The organism is Chryseobacterium sp. FG46 (genome assembly GCF_057809135.1).
Genome location: NZ_JBMDJJ010000039.1, coordinates 17,691 through 31,409, shown reverse-complemented (window position 1 = coordinate 31,409; position 13,719 = coordinate 17,691). Strand labels below are relative to the sequence as shown.

The following is a 13,719-nucleotide window of genomic DNA, read 5'->3' as shown; positions in this document are numbered from 1 at the left end:
GCTTCGCCGCCCGCCTATACCCGAAACCTTAAACTTTGAACTTAAGATATTCTATTTGAATTTCTTCTTAAAGCTGAATTTAAGCATATTCATAAGTCCCGGTTCAATAATATCAATTCCCAGTCCGAAATTACTGTCTGCAATGGTATGATGATCTGTTCTGAACTGTTCAAACTCACTTTGCGGAATTTCAATATTGATCAGAGGATTGTACTCAATAGACACACTTGCTCCATTTTTGTGTACTTTTTTCCGGCTTTTATAGTCAAAATAGGGATTGGATATAGTACTTTCCTGTACTGTATATTTTTCTTCAGTATCAATTTTCTGATCCGTCTGCAAATTGATTTCATATTTCTCACTGTCGAAATTATGCCAGAAAGGTAAATCTTTATGAATGAAATCTCTTGCTCCCGCCTTTACCACATTTCGGTCAAAATACATCAGAAAACGGTTTTTCTGTGGATCTACAAAATAAGGATTCTCAATGGTTGCGGTATATTGGATCTTTACTTCATTCAGTCTTTTATCATCACTTACTACATCAATAGCGGCATCTTTGAATACGTTTCGGACATCTGTACCATTACGGTCACCTGAATAATTAAGCGCATAGAAAAGGAAGCTGTTCCAGCTGTCTATGATTTCTCTTTTATTGGTACTCTTAAAATACCTTCTCATAGCATTGGCTCTGTTTCCTTTGTAAGTAGTTGACAGAGTAAGTTTTCCGGTATTGACCTGTGCATTTAAATCTACCTTTTCATTAATGCAGAAATAAGGAAACTTATAAGATTTTCTTACCTGAAGTTCCTGATCTTTTTTCACTTCCAGATAATGCATAAAATAAATAAATCCTCTGTTTTCAATCAGTCCGAATTCATCACGGATGGTAGCATCAACGAAATATTCTTCGCCTTTGTAATTCACTTTTACAACAACATGATTGAAACTTAACAGTGATGGCAGATAGTATTTAATATAATAATCTGTATTAAAATTTACCAGCACTACAGATGCATCTACTCCTATATAATCAAGGATCACTTTCAATAAAACCGACTTTGCCTTACAATCTCCCTGTTTGTTTTCATAGGTTACTGATGGTTCCTGTGGCTTATGACCATTCATTTCATCCGCATTGAAGATATAATAAATATGATTCTGTACATATTCTATGGCAAACTGCAGCTTTTCATCCTGATCAGCAATGGCATCCAGTTTTTCAACCAGGTTTGGAGCGAAATCCTGCAAAGAAGATTTGTTAAAAATCTCTTCATAGAACGGTACAATATAGTTGGAAAGATCTTTCCAGCTGCTTTCTGTAGCAAAGTCTATATAAGGAAAAATTTCACGTCCGGAATCCACAGGATTGATATAGTTTTCTTCTTCAATGACAAATCTTTCTCCTTTTTTCAGATGATTGATTTCCGGTTCCAGAACATTTCCCTGTTCATCTCTGAAAAATGTTTTTTTATAGGCAATAGTCTGTTCACGTTCGTTGATAAAAGTGAATTTAAAACTTCCATAAGCCCAATAGTTATCAGGACTTACCCAGACATATTTTGAGAATTCCTTTCTTAGAAAATCACGGTCTGTAAATTCTTTGATCCTTGAATCTTCTAAGATCAGAACATCATACAGCCTCAGATCTTTGATGGTAATATTGATTTTTTTATTACTGCTCAGAACCCCTCCACTGCTTTGGTTTTCACTGTCAAGAACCTTAATTTTTGTGTCCGGAATTTTATCGATCAGCACTCCGTCTCTCAACACGCTGATCCTGTGAATCTGATAGACTTCATTTTCCTCTACAATCACATCAGAAACAGAAGCTCTTTCCAGGTTTCCCGGTTCATTCAGCGTATACGCCATACAGACATACTCACTGTTTTCCGTATTGCTTGTATAGTATTTTTTATCTAAAAAATAGCAGTAATCCCGTCCTTCATCAATTTGTCTTTTGGCAAATTCGGAATCTTTGATTCGGTTTTTTATTTCCTCATCCCCGATATTTCCTGCCCATATTTCAGGTTTTTGAATCCTGTAATTTTCAACTTGCATTTGATTATCCATATTTATTATAAGAATTATATTGTGGTTAGTGTTTAAGAAATTCAAATTAAATGATTAAAAAACTAAAAAACAATAGCAGAAGTACTACAAATTCGGGATTTTTTTTCGGCATGGTAATTGCGAGGTATGGGGAAAAATCAAGTTTATGAAAAGTATAGCAACAATTCTAAAAGGAGCAGCACCCGCATTAGCGTTATTTGCCATGACACAATGTACAACCACAGCCAATGCATCCGCAGGTGATGAAAAAACATTCATCGTAGGACCACAGACAGCAGATTGTACAGGGGTAGCTCCTATGAAATGTCTGCAGGTAAAAGAAAATGTTTCCGGGAACTGGACGAATTTCTACAGCAATATTGAAGGTTTCACCTATGAGCCGGGGTATGAATATGTTTTAAAAGTAAAAACAGAAAAAATTGAAAATCCACCCGCTGATGCTTCTTCCATAAAATACACTTTGGTAAAACAGGTTTCCAAAACGAAAAAAACAGCAATGGCAGCCAATGAAAAAACACTTATTGTAGGACCACAAACCGTAGATTGTTCTGCCGGAGCAGGCCGTATGAAATGTATGCAGGTAAAAGAAAATGCGTCTGAAAGCTGGACGAATTTCTACAGCAATATTGAAGGCTTCACCTATGAGCCGGGTTACGAATATGTTTTAAAAGTAAAAACAGAAAAAATCGAAAACCCGCCCGCTGATGCTTCTTCAATCAAATACACATTGATAGAACAGGTTTCAAAAACAAAGAAATAATAAATAAAACCGCTTGTGAATTTTCAGAAGCGGTTTTTTATTGCTGGAAGCTGGAAGAATGAAGCCTGAAGTTATTTTTGACAATCAAATTTTTTTTCCATTGATTCATCTTTTTCTTTTTCCTTTTATCTTAAAATCCGGTTTCTTTTTGAGGAGGATCAGGATATTTTCCTTTGGTAGCTTCTCCAACTGTATTTGCCGTTGTCATGGCCACTACAAGATCGTTCAGCATTCCGCTTGCTGCGGTGGGTGAATTGGGAAGAAGCACAAGATTACTTCTGTTGCTTGCTCCTACAGAATGTAAGGTATCATAATGCTGTGTTACTACAATAAGCGCTGATGCTTCATGAGAATTGATATCCACATTATTCAGCATTCTTACAGACTCTTCAAGACCTTTTGCAATTTCTCTTCTTTGGTCGGCAATCCCCTGCCCTTGTAGTTTTTTAGATTCAGCTTCTGCTTTTGCAACCGCTACAATACGGATTCTTTGTGCTTCAGATTCATATTCTGCCGCTGTTTTTTCTCTTTCTGCAGCATTGATCCTGTTCATGGCATGTTTCACCTGCTCATCCGGATCAATATCTGTTACCAAAGCTTTGATAATGTCATACCCGTAACTGTTCATGGCTTCCTGAAGCTCACTCTTTACCGCCACCGCAATATCATCTTTTCTTACAAAGACATCATCCAGCTTCAATTTAGGAACCTCAGCACGTACAACGTCGAATACAAAAGATGTAATTTGATTTTCAGGATTTTCCAGGCGGTAGTAAGCATCTCCTACCTGGTTTCTGATCACCTGATACTGAACGGAAATTTTCATTTTGATGAAAACATTGTCCAGGGTTTTGGTGTCAATCATCACATCCAGTTGTTGAATTCTAAGATTCAGCCTTTTGGCAATCTGATCTATAATTGGCAGTTTAAGATGAAGCCCTGAATGCTTTACTCCCTGGAATTTCCCGAAACGTTCGATAATAGCCGCTGTTTCCTGCTTAACTACAAAAAACGAAGCAAACAAAATGATAAGCCCGAAGAAAATAACGGGTGCTAAATATATACCCATAGTTGTTAATTTTTTTAATATGTCGCCACAAATCCTGTTTTGTTAAAAACACTTCTATATGTGTTGTTTAAATATAAGAAAAATAAGTGGAAGCCTTATAATATAATCCACTGAAAATCAAGCACAGGAATTATTGATTATTCTAGAAAGACTTACTTTTAAAGCATAAAAAAGCCTCTACTTTAATGCAGTCATTAATAGTAGAGGCTTCTGAATGATTATAACAAATAGAATCTAGACAGTCATCCCAATGTCTATTCCTTTAATTTTTCTATATAAATCGGTAGCGTAATTTAAACATATAAAAAATTACTATTTATTTTTCAACTTTTACATCAATATTAATCGCTGGAGAAGCCATTGATGTTTTTTCCCAATTGCCATAATATTTTCTTTTAAAAACTGTTTTAAACAATGCCCCACTAAGAAATATATGTCCTTTAAAAAAATTCATAAATTGTATACTGACAAAAAAATCCTGATCTACATAAATATCCTGATCGCTAACATCAAATGTAAATGTATTATCTATAATAGCATCCTTTGTCATAACTGCTGTAATATCCTTATATAAAACAGACTGATTTGGTACACCATTTTTCTCATCATATACATTGATTCTTAATTGAACAGGTATATCTGTATCAAAATCAGCAATATTCAGGTTTATTTTTTGAATCTTTACCTTTTTTCTATTTGAAAACTTAATTGCCAGTTCACGAGATTGCTCTTCTTTTTCCTTTTTTCTTTCCGGATATGTTGCAAATAAGACTTTCTTCGATTTAGAATCCACTCCCCAATGCTTATCTTTAAACCGTTTAGGAGTAATAATAACTTCTGGAATATCTTTCACTTTCTCTTTTAGAAAAATATTGTGTACACCATTTTGTAAGAAAATCTGAATGGGTATTGCAAATTCATCAAACCCACCAACATCTACTATTAAATTCACTTCATTATTTACACCATTTAAATTAAGTGTGTAATTACCATTTTCATCAGCGATAGTACCATTTTCTTCGCTCCCAATACCAATTTTTGCATAAGGAACAGGACGGCTGTCTTTTTGAGATAAGACTTTACCTGTTATTGTTTGCCCACTTAAAAAAGCTCCTAAAAAAAAACAAAAAAATAAAATTCTCATACAATGATTATATATCCAAAAAGTATTTTCTTAGCTTACCATAAGTTTTTAAAGAACCTGCTTAAACAGTCATTCCAATATCTATTCCTTTAATTTTTCTATACAAATCGGTAGCGTAATTGTCCGTCATTCCTGAAACAAAATCAATAACCCCAAGAACTTTCTGATAATCGGTTCCGTCATTGTAAATAAATTGCTTTGGAATCAGTTTCAAAGCTTTTTCATCATAAGATTTTCTGCTGTCTTTAGGTTTCAGAATGGAAGGAATAAAATGATCAAGCAGCTCATACATTACGTTATACCCGGCATTTTCAATTTCAACAACTGCTTTATGGTTGTAAATTTTTTCTACCGAGAAACTCTCAATATCCTGCAACGCTTTATTTTCTTTTTTATAAATATCAAGTAAGCCATTACTAAGATTTCCTTCAAGGATCGTCTCAAAGTTGGATTTATACATCTCAATCGATTTATTGATGAGTGCATTAATCACTTTTGCTCTTAAATAAGAAATCTGTTCGTTTTCATTGGAGATTGAACTAAGTTTTGTTTCAATTCTCTGAACATCATCTGTTTCAGATTTTACCAGCTCAAAAAATAAGTTTTTACAGTCTGCTGTTGAAACAATTCCCAGCCTGTGGGCATCTTCCATATCAATGATGTTGTAGCAGATGTCGTCGGCTGCTTCTACCAGCCATACAAAAGGATGTCTTTTGAAAATATGCGGTTCTTCACTTTCAGAAATAAGCTGAGTTCCTTTGGCAATTTCCAGAAATATATCTTTTTCATTCTGGAAAAACCCGAATTTCTTTCTGTGAATGATCCCTTTTTTCTTTGCAACCGCTTCACACGGATATTTTGCAATACTTGCCAGTGTAGAGAACGTCAGCTGAATTCCTCCTGCATCTTTTCCCTGTTGCTGCTGTGCCAGCACTCTGATGGCGTTAGCATTTCCTTCAAAATTAACCAGATCCGCCCATTCTTTTTCATTGAACTTTGATTTCAGATCTTTTTCATTTCTTTCAAAATAACTCGCAATGGCATCTTCTCCGGAATGTCCGAAAGCGGGGTTTCCTACATCATGACATAAACATGCAGCGGCAATTACATTTCCTAAATTATAGAGATAGAAATTCTTTGAATCTTCAGTCAGTTCATTTTTAAAATCTTCAGCAATAAATTCACCGATAATACTTCCCAAACTTCTTCCTACGGATGATACTTCCAAAGAATGCGTAAGTCTGTTATGTACAAAAACACTTCCCGGAAGAGGAAAAACCTGCGTTTTGTTCTGCAGTCTTCTGAAGGCAGAAGAGAAGATAATTCTGTCGAAATCTCTTTGAAAATCAGTTCGTGAAGCTTTGGTCTGTGGATTGTTTCCTGTACGTTGATTGGTGAAAATCTGGTTTAAATTCATCATTTTTCAAAATTACTCCAAATTTTAATTGTATGGAATAGTATTTAGATTTTTATTAAACAGATCTGTCATTCAAAAAATCTATGATCGTAAACGCTTTTTTGAGATCAGAAAGCTTGAGGAAATATTCTACATTTGATGCAACTAATACAACGGAAAATATGAATGATTTTTCTTCATGCCAATTTTAAATTCTTTTTATCATGACAGACAACACATGGCTCAACAGATGGGATGAAAGGTACAGCAGCGAAGAGTTTGCGTACGGAACAGAACCCAACAATTACCTGAGAGAAGAGCTTAGCAAATTAAAAACTGGAAAAATACTTTTTCCGGCAGAAGGCGAAGGCAGAAATGCCGTTTTTGCAGCGACACAAGGATGGCAGGTTTCTGCTTTCGATATCAGTGCCAATGGCAGAAATAAAGCATTACAGCTTGCAGAGAAACAACAAATTGCTATTGATTATCAGGTGGGAGAACTCTCTACTTTGAATTATCAGAAAGGACAGTTTGATGCCATTGCTCTTATTTACGCTCATTTCCCGGGAGATATTAAATCTTCTATCCACCAAATGCTGAATCAATACCTGCGAAAGGGTGGTTTTGTTATTTTCGAAGCTTTCAGTAAAAACCATCTTGAATATATTGCAAAGAATGAAAAAGTGGGAGGTCCGAAAGATATCGAATCCCTGTTCTCTATTGAAGAAATCAAGACAGATTTTCCAAATTATGATATTATTGAATTAGCAGAAACAGAAATTGAGCTTAGCGAAGGATTATTCCACAACGGAACAGGCTCCGTTATTCGTTTTGTGGGACAAAAGCTGGCATAATTTTTAAGTTTGGGCTAAAGCTGTTGAAAGGGAAATTGTTTTCTCTGAACAGTTTTAGCCCGTAGTTATTTTGTTTTTCTTTAACTACAGATTACACAGATTTTTTTAAATGGTTTGAGCCTATTAATTATTACTCATTATTCATTGCTCATTACTTATTTTTTTAATCTGAGTTCAGAAGTCCTCCGGCAAATTTTGTGAAAAATTCGGCTCTGTATACTTCACCAAGAGGAATCTCGGAATCTTCGAGGTATATATTATGATTGTCAAATGAATCAATATAATTCATATTGACAACATAGGATTTACTTACTCTGATGAAGCTCTCACCGGAGATTTTCTGATGGATGGTTTTTAAATTCATTGCAGTGATCAGCTTCTGCTGCTTTGTATGAATGACTACATAGTCTTTCAGCCCTTCTATAAACTTAATATCTGAAAAACTGATTTTATAGAATCTTCGCTCTGCTTTAATGAAAAGGAAGTCCGCTGTATTGGATTCTACCGTATTCTTTACCGTATCTTTAGACAAAAGTCCCGTATAAAGTATGGCTTTTTCAATGGCTTTTTCCAGTCTTTGGGGATCAATAGGTTTCAAAAGATAATCAACAGCTTCCAGCTCGTAGCTTTTCAGTGCATATTGGGAATAAGCGGTTGTAAAAATAATCAGGGATTTTTTCGGAAGCATTTCTGCAAACTCAAGACCTGTTACCAAAGGTATTTCTATATCAAGGAAAATGAGATCTATATCATTGTCTTTAAGAAATTCGAGGGCAGACAGCGCATTGGAAAACTCGCCAAGAATTTCAATTTTGGAAATTTCAGTGACCAGGGATCTCATCTCGGATCTTGCCAGAGGCTCATCATCAACAATAATACAATTCATCAAACGGGAATTTTTAAATTTACACTATATTCTACCTCTCCTGATTCTATCTGAAGATCAAAAGTATCACCATAGAGAAGCTCAAGTCTTCTGGTAATATTGGCAAGCCCAAGTCCGCTGTTTTTTTTGTCTGAAACGATATAGCCAGTCCTTTTGGAATTCACACACCTGAAATAAAGCTGTCTGTTACCTGAAATAAAGCTGTCTGTTATCGGTATTGATTTCTATTTTCACGTAGGATTCTGCTCCACTGATATCTACACTGTGCTTCACGGCATTTTCTACAAAAGTGGTAAACAGATTGGGAGGAACAAAAATACTGTTCACAATTCTTTTATCAATATTGATCCGAATATCAAAAGAGAAATTGTCACGCCTTATTTTTTCAAGGTTTAAAAAATTGGACAGGAAATCAATCTCTGAAGTGAGCAGCGTTTTCTCTTCACTGTTTTCATACAGCTGATATCTGAGAAACTCAGAAAGTTTTACAATCACCACAGAGGCTTTGGCAGGGTCTGTTCTGATCAACGCTTTTACATTATTCAGCATATTAAACAGAAAATGCGGATTGATCTGATTTCTTAACTCATTCAGTTCCATGCTCATGGTGAGTCTGCTCAGCTCGTTGATTCTTTTATTATCACTGATCCATTTCTGTAGAAGTTTAATCGTCGTTGTCGTCATGATAATCGGAATACACATCAGAACTCCTTCATAAATTCCTCCTTTCTCATTTTCCCTAAGAATATTTTTCACTCTGAATTCATCAAAGAACAGCCTGAAACCATATCCTATAAAATTAAGACCCACTACTCCCATCAGAACCAGCAGAACAAGATAAGTAACATATTTTGTTTTAAAGAAAAAACGGGGAACCAATACATATATATTAATGTACACCATTGTGATAAGAATTGTATATACAAAGAATAAAACATAATACTGATATATTCCCGAGTACCAATGCCAGAACCTCGCACTATAGATCAAAATGAAAAAGAAGAGCAGGAAGAGCAGATGCCTACGGAGTCCATACTTCGCTTCCACCAAAAAATCCATTACAAAGGTTTCTTCAAATTTCCACGGACTGTATTTCATAGGATAGGCTCATTTTATCATTAGCAAAAATAGACAATAACGGAAATTACAACTATTTTATTATACAAAACCTCTATTTTATTATACCAATGATCATCCTTCCGGATTTTGTATAAAATACCAGCCATTTTGTATAAAAACCAATTTACGTTTTTCTTTTCTTTATTCCTTTGTGCTGTAAAATGAACACATATGGAATTAACAACTTTTCACGAACTGACTCAGGAAATATCACTGGAATGTTTTTTTATGACAGAATCTCAACAGGAAGAAAAAGTAATACAGCTTATTGATCTGCATCATTTTATAGAATGCTTCGATGCGAAAATGAAAATTCTCAGCTACCTGCACCATTCCATTAATATTGTAGATCATGAAGGAGAGAAAAAAGGAATTCTGTTTTGTGACCTGAAACATTCTGCCGTGCCTGACAGCAATGCTTCTGAAGAGTTTAGAAGAAAATACGGACTCTCGGAGCTCTGGTTTGTTTTTGTAGAGGAAACATTTGTTCCGGATCCGGCCTGTTATACGGATGCCATTATTGAAAACAGTCTGGATATCTTCTATGAAAGGATTTTTACATTTAATTTTTTCCAATCTATTATTCAGCCCTTAAGATAAACTACCATGGAATGAGAACCTATATTAATTCCAGAGCATTTAATTTCTTATGATCCTTTTATCGGAATTGATGATTGATAATATAAACACTCACCGCTATCCGAATAATATACATGCTACTACAGGTCCTACCGTATTTAGTAAAGGAATAAGGGAATCATTAAAGGAAAATCCAACAATTCCTTTTACATTATTTAACGGTATTGAGTTCCGCGGATATTTAAAGTTCAAATATAAACTGGGAAAGTTCTTTTTATACAAAACGAGTGCTCAACATTGGAAACAGATGCAAAAACATCAGGAAATTATTTTTTAATGAGTTCCCATTTTTGAGAATACATTAATAATAATCACTCCAATCACAATCAGTGCAATACCAATAATGGCGGGCAGGTCCGGGATCTGTTTAAATGCTATCACTCCAATCATCGTTATAAAAATAATTCCTACGCCGGACCATATAGCGTAGGTAATCCCTACAGGAATCTGACGAAGGGTAAGGCTTAAAAAATAAAAAGCGCAGGCATATCCAATGACTGTCACTACCGATGGCCATAGTTTGGAGAATTCCTCAGATTTCTTCAGAAAAGTGGTGGCAATAATCTCAAATATAATAGCCAAGGCGAGAAAAATATAACTGCGTCCCATAAATTCATTCTTTATACAAAAGTAGTAAATGCGCCCGGGTAATTCCAAAAGGATATTCTTAAGCTTTCTCTGTTCCCAAAATAACAGGTACTTATTATCCGTATGAAAGCTCATTTCTTTTGAAAGAACAATAATTCAGCCATTGTTTTCATAGGGTTTCAAACAGCATTCAGTATCTTATTTTCAAACTTTTTCTTTGGATAGACATTATTAATCCTGAAAGAAATCACTCAGCAGGCAACTTCGTGTTCATTTTGGCATAAAAAAATATCTCCCTATAATATGAAATGTGACAGCTGACAAAATCTCCATCATAAAAATTACCGTTAAAAATAAATTTTATTAACATAAAAATCTATTTGAAGTGAAAAATTAATGTCCGGAAAATACATTTTAAAACAATACTATGCCAAGCATTGCTTATTATTTGTTTTATCAACTCCAATATAGAAGTCGATAAACGATTAACACATTCACATAATTTTACAAATAGAATAATAAAAGTATTAATAAATTCTCAATAATACATTAATTTAATATAAACAAAAGTCACCATTGAACGAACAGAAACCACTGTAATACACTGATAAACATCATGGTATTTTACTTTGGCACATGATTTGAAAGTAGTAATATTGCAATTGAAAAATTGATAAAAAAAAGTCAAATAATTAAAAATAATACAAAATGGTAACTTATATCGGTATCGTAACAGGTTTAGTAGTAATCACTTCATATTTCATGACAGTAAGAAGAGAAAGAAACTAATCTTAAAACAAAACAAGCCTATAGAATATCTATACTAATTATATTGTTTTATGTTTTTAGTCTGAGAGATCAGATCGCTCTTTTACCCATCGGGTAAAAGGGTTCAAAAACATAAGCAGAAAGATCTTAGTTTCATAACAAATTTTAATATCCAAATGAGAAAAGCCGGTCGCAAGTCTGGCTTTTCTTTTTTTATAGTCTTTTTCCCACAGATCCCACAGATTTTCACAGATTGTTGCTAATACCAGCATCCATTCATCATTCATCATTTATTATTCAGTATCCGCTGGACCAGATATTTATTATTATTCAGGATTCTTTTTGAAATTCAATAAAGCTTTATCTTTGTTTATTCAACAATCTTTTAATTGTCATTATGAATCTGTACAACCTTATTATTCAGGATAAAGAGCAGGTAAATCTTAACGAGGTATTTCTCAATGCTAACAACAGGGAACAGCTTGCACAGCTTATCAAGGAGCATGCTTATGTTAAGGAACTGCAGGAATACGGCCTCCCGGTTAACCATAAGATTTTACTTGAAGGAAGTTCCGGATGTGGAAAAACAATGACGGCCAAAGCCATTGCCAATGCTCTGGGAAAAAATATTATTATTTTAAACCTTAGCAATATTGTGTCTTCGAGAATCGGGGAAACGTCCCAGAATATCAAAATGATTTTTGACAAAGCCGCCAGAGAAAGATCCGTACTTTTTCTTGACGAACTGGATCAGATCGGAAAAGCAAGAGGCAGTGATGACAAAGATGTAGGCGAAATGAGAAGATTGGTTAATACTTTGATTCAACTGATTGACTATTACCCTGAAAATGCGCTTCTAATCTGTGCCACCAATCATCCTGAGATTATTGACACCGCCCTTCTAAGACGTTTCCAATTAAAAATTAATTATGAAATGCCTTCTGCTGAGATTCTGGATACATACTACAATCAATTATTAGCACAGTTTCCTGAAGAGATGAGAACTATTGAAAGAAAATACTCTGTTTCTTTTGCTGAAGCTAAGGATTATGCCTTAACAGCCGTTAAAGCTGCTTTAATCAAAAAACTGGAAGCCAAAGAAACCCTCGCATCATGAAAGAAGATATTCTCCATAACCTCACCGTTATCAATGAAAGAATAAAAAAGACCTGTGAGCAATCCGGAAGGAATAGCAATGAAGTGAAGTTATTACTCGCTACAAAAACTGTTTCTGCAGAGCGTATCAAAGCTGCACTGGAACATGGACAGATGTTAATTGCTGAAAATAAAGTTCAGGAACTGAAGGAGAAATATGAAGAGCTAAAGGACACATGCCATGAAAATCATTTTATAGGCCATCTTCAGACCAACAAAATCAAAGAGATCCTGAAATACGATGTTACCTGCGTTCAGTCTCTTGATCGCCTGGAACTGGCCGAAAAACTTCATCAAAAACTTTTAGTTGAAAACAGAACGATGGATGTTTTAATTCAGGTCAATACCTCCAATGAAGAAAGCAAATTTGGCATTGATCCCGGTGAAGCCATTGAACTTACCCGAAAGATCTCCCAATACGCTACTTTGAAAATAAAGGGACTGATGACGATTGGCTTATTCAGCGCTGAAACCGATAAAGTAAGAGCATGCTTTAAAATCCTGAAAAATCTTCAGCAGGAAATTATCACCGAAAATATACCGAACGTAGAAATGAAAGAACTATCCATGGGCATGAGCGGAGATCTGGAAACTGCTATTGAAGAAGGCGCAACCATTGTACGGGTGGGCACTGCTGTTTTTGGAACGAGAATCTACCCGGACAGCTATTATTGGAACGAGGGTAAAACGAATAAAAAAACATAAAATTATATGTTTCCATTTACTTATACTTTTGAAAGAGAAATATTAGTTTTCTCACCTGGTAAAGAATACTTCTGCTACAACGAAAATACAAGAATTCTTACTTACAAAACAAAAGCATTTTATTCTATACTATTTTCCCTGATCTATTCCGCTGTACTTTTCCTGATCCTGCATTTTATCCTACATCATCTGACTACTGAGATAGTAATAGCTTCTCTATTTTTTATTGCCGGTATTATTATTCATTATTGTCATTATATTTTGGTAATAGATAACGTTTCCAAAAATTTAAACGAAAATTAAGCAGTAAAAACCTATCTCTTTAGTAATACCGACTTCGACAGGCTCAGCCTGACAGCGCTTAAAAATTCCGGTTAGTATTCGGGTTGTCACCCTGAGCCTGTCGAAGGGCTATCAATAAGAAAACCTTTGTTACTCATTAATCCCAGGTATTAACTAAAATGACAAGTCAATAAACCCATTCCATAGTCTACAAATCCGGTATACTTTTTGCTGTAAATATTTCGTAACCAAACAAATACATTTATGGATAAAAAATTACT

At 34.7% G+C, this 13,719-nt stretch carries 15 protein-coding genes; 7 read left to right on the top strand and 8 right to left on the bottom strand.

What is annotated here, in order from left to right:
- Positions 1-51: 51 nt before the first annotated feature.
- Positions 52-2,061: a hypothetical protein gene (locus tag ACODR7_RS19830; RefSeq protein WP_488841802.1), complete on the bottom strand. Its 2,010-nt coding sequence runs from the start codon at positions 2,059-2,061 to the stop codon at positions 52-54.
- Positions 2,062-2,218: 157 nt separating this feature from the next.
- On the opposite strand from ACODR7_RS19830, the gene ACODR7_RS19825 reads away from it, so the two are divergent.
- Positions 2,219-2,833: a DUF4377 domain-containing protein gene (locus tag ACODR7_RS19825; RefSeq protein ID WP_488841800.1), complete on the top strand. Its 615-nt coding sequence runs from the start codon at positions 2,219-2,221 to the stop codon at positions 2,831-2,833.
- A 130-nt stretch (positions 2,834-2,963) separates the two neighbouring features.
- Here ACODR7_RS19825 and ACODR7_RS19820 read toward each other — a convergent pair whose 3' ends face one another.
- The 3 genes from ACODR7_RS19820 to ACODR7_RS19810 form a co-directional block, all read right to left on the bottom strand.
- Positions 2,964-3,902, bottom strand: a complete 939-nt coding sequence (locus ACODR7_RS19820) for an SPFH domain-containing protein (protein WP_076597917.1) — start codon at positions 3,900-3,902, stop codon at positions 2,964-2,966.
- 316 nt (positions 3,903-4,218) lie between these two features.
- Positions 4,219-5,046: a carboxypeptidase-like regulatory domain-containing protein gene (locus ACODR7_RS19815; RefSeq protein WP_488841798.1), complete on the bottom strand. Its 828-nt coding sequence runs from the start codon at positions 5,044-5,046 to the stop codon at positions 4,219-4,221.
- 61 nt (positions 5,047-5,107) lie between these two features.
- Positions 5,108-6,463 (bottom strand): deoxyguanosinetriphosphate triphosphohydrolase, encoded by a 1,356-nt coding sequence (locus ACODR7_RS19810; protein WP_488841804.1) that lies wholly within the window; start codon positions 6,461-6,463, stop codon positions 5,108-5,110.
- A 203-nt stretch (positions 6,464-6,666) separates the two neighbouring features.
- On the opposite strand from ACODR7_RS19810, the gene ACODR7_RS19805 reads away from it, so the two are divergent.
- Positions 6,667-7,296 carry a class I SAM-dependent methyltransferase gene (locus ACODR7_RS19805; protein WP_488841796.1) on the top strand — a complete coding sequence of 210 codons (630 nt, stop codon included), beginning with the start codon at positions 6,667-6,669 and terminating at the stop codon, positions 7,294-7,296.
- 163 nt (positions 7,297-7,459) lie between these two features.
- Here the strand turns inward: ACODR7_RS19805 and ACODR7_RS19800 are convergent, their stop codons facing one another.
- Genes ACODR7_RS19800 through ACODR7_RS19790 form a run of 3 tightly spaced genes read right to left on the bottom strand, consistent with a single transcriptional unit; the run spans position 7,460 to position 9,280 of the window.
- Entirely contained in the window at positions 7,460-8,182 is a 723-nt protein-coding gene (locus ACODR7_RS19800) for a LytR/AlgR family response regulator transcription factor (RefSeq protein WP_488841795.1), read from the bottom strand.
- A complete protein-coding gene (locus ACODR7_RS19795) occupies positions 8,182-8,346 on the bottom strand; it encodes a hypothetical protein (RefSeq protein ID WP_488841793.1) in 165 nt (54 codons plus the stop codon). The genes ACODR7_RS19800 and ACODR7_RS19795 overlap by 1 nt, the downstream gene beginning before the upstream one ends.
- 22 nt (positions 8,347-8,368) lie before the next feature.
- Entirely contained in the window at positions 8,369-9,280 is a 912-nt protein-coding gene (locus tag ACODR7_RS19790; protein ID WP_488841791.1) for a sensor histidine kinase, read from the bottom strand.
- Between the two features lie 192 nt (positions 9,281-9,472).
- On the opposite strand from ACODR7_RS19790, the gene ACODR7_RS19785 reads away from it, so the two are divergent.
- On the top strand, positions 9,473-9,901 hold the full coding sequence (locus tag ACODR7_RS19785) for a hypothetical protein (protein ID WP_488841789.1): 429 nt from the start codon (positions 9,473-9,475) through the stop codon (positions 9,899-9,901).
- 49 nt (positions 9,902-9,950) lie between these two features.
- Complete coding sequence (locus ACODR7_RS19780; protein WP_488841787.1) at positions 9,951-10,217, top strand: hypothetical protein; 267 nt, start codon at positions 9,951-9,953, stop codon at positions 10,215-10,217.
- On the opposite strand, the gene ACODR7_RS19775 is transcribed toward ACODR7_RS19780, so the two are convergent.
- A complete protein-coding gene (locus ACODR7_RS19775) occupies positions 10,214-10,549 on the bottom strand; it encodes a DMT family transporter (RefSeq protein ID WP_047433528.1) in 336 nt (111 codons plus the stop codon). The genes ACODR7_RS19780 and ACODR7_RS19775 overlap by 4 nt on opposite strands.
- A 1,144-nt stretch (positions 10,550-11,693) precedes the next feature.
- On the opposite strand from ACODR7_RS19775, the gene ACODR7_RS19770 reads away from it, so the two are divergent.
- The 3 genes from ACODR7_RS19770 to ACODR7_RS19760 are packed head-to-tail and all read left to right on the top strand — an operon-like array spanning position 11,694 to position 13,459.
- Positions 11,694-12,413 carry an AAA family ATPase gene (locus ACODR7_RS19770; RefSeq protein WP_488841786.1) on the top strand — a complete coding sequence of 240 codons (720 nt, stop codon included), beginning with the start codon at positions 11,694-11,696 and terminating at the stop codon, positions 12,411-12,413.
- Complete coding sequence (locus ACODR7_RS19765; protein WP_488841784.1) at positions 12,410-13,156, top strand: YggS family pyridoxal phosphate-dependent enzyme; 747 nt, start codon at positions 12,410-12,412, stop codon at positions 13,154-13,156. Before ACODR7_RS19770 ends, ACODR7_RS19765 begins: the two co-directional genes overlap by 4 nt.
- 6 nt (positions 13,157-13,162) lie before the next feature.
- Entirely contained in the window at positions 13,163-13,459 is a 297-nt protein-coding gene (locus ACODR7_RS19760) for a hypothetical protein (protein WP_488841782.1), read from the top strand.
- Positions 13,460-13,719 lie beyond the last annotated feature (260 nt).

What these genes read in the sequence shown, in the direction of transcription:
- ACODR7_RS19790 (WP_488841791.1), bottom strand. Translation starts at nt 9,280, where the DNA reads ATGAAATACAGTCCGTGGAAATTTGAAGAAACCTTTGTAATGGATTTT.
- ACODR7_RS19820 (WP_076597917.1), bottom strand. Translation starts at nt 3,902, where the DNA reads ATGGGTATATATTTAGCACCCGTTATTTTCTTCGGGCTTATCATTTTG.
- ACODR7_RS19765 (WP_488841784.1), top strand. Translation starts at nt 12,410, where the DNA reads ATGAAAGAAGATATTCTCCATAACCTCACCGTTATCAATGAAAGAATA.
- ACODR7_RS19810 (WP_488841804.1), bottom strand. Translation starts at nt 6,463, where the DNA reads ATGAATTTAAACCAGATTTTCACCAATCAACGTACAGGAAACAATCCA.
- ACODR7_RS19775 (WP_047433528.1), bottom strand. Translation starts at nt 10,549, where the DNA reads ATGGGACGCAGTTATATTTTTCTCGCCTTGGCTATTATATTTGAGATT.
- ACODR7_RS19805 (WP_488841796.1), top strand. Translation starts at nt 6,667, where the DNA reads ATGACAGACAACACATGGCTCAACAGATGGGATGAAAGGTACAGCAGC.
- ACODR7_RS19760 (WP_488841782.1), top strand. Translation starts at nt 13,163, where the DNA reads ATGTTTCCATTTACTTATACTTTTGAAAGAGAAATATTAGTTTTCTCA.
- ACODR7_RS19800 (WP_488841795.1), bottom strand. Translation starts at nt 8,182, where the DNA reads ATGAATTGTATTATTGTTGATGATGAGCCTCTGGCAAGATCCGAGATG.
- ACODR7_RS19785 (WP_488841789.1), top strand. Translation starts at nt 9,473, where the DNA reads ATGGAATTAACAACTTTTCACGAACTGACTCAGGAAATATCACTGGAA.
- ACODR7_RS19825 (WP_488841800.1), top strand. Translation starts at nt 2,219, where the DNA reads ATGAAAAGTATAGCAACAATTCTAAAAGGAGCAGCACCCGCATTAGCG.
- ACODR7_RS19780 (WP_488841787.1), top strand. Translation starts at nt 9,951, where the DNA reads ATGATCCTTTTATCGGAATTGATGATTGATAATATAAACACTCACCGC.
- ACODR7_RS19830 (WP_488841802.1), bottom strand. Translation starts at nt 2,061, where the DNA reads ATGCAAGTTGAAAATTACAGGATTCAAAAACCTGAAATATGGGCAGGA.
- ACODR7_RS19770 (WP_488841786.1), top strand. Translation starts at nt 11,694, where the DNA reads ATGAATCTGTACAACCTTATTATTCAGGATAAAGAGCAGGTAAATCTT.
- ACODR7_RS19815 (WP_488841798.1), bottom strand. Translation starts at nt 5,046, where the DNA reads ATGAGAATTTTATTTTTTTGTTTTTTTTTAGGAGCTTTTTTAAGTGGG.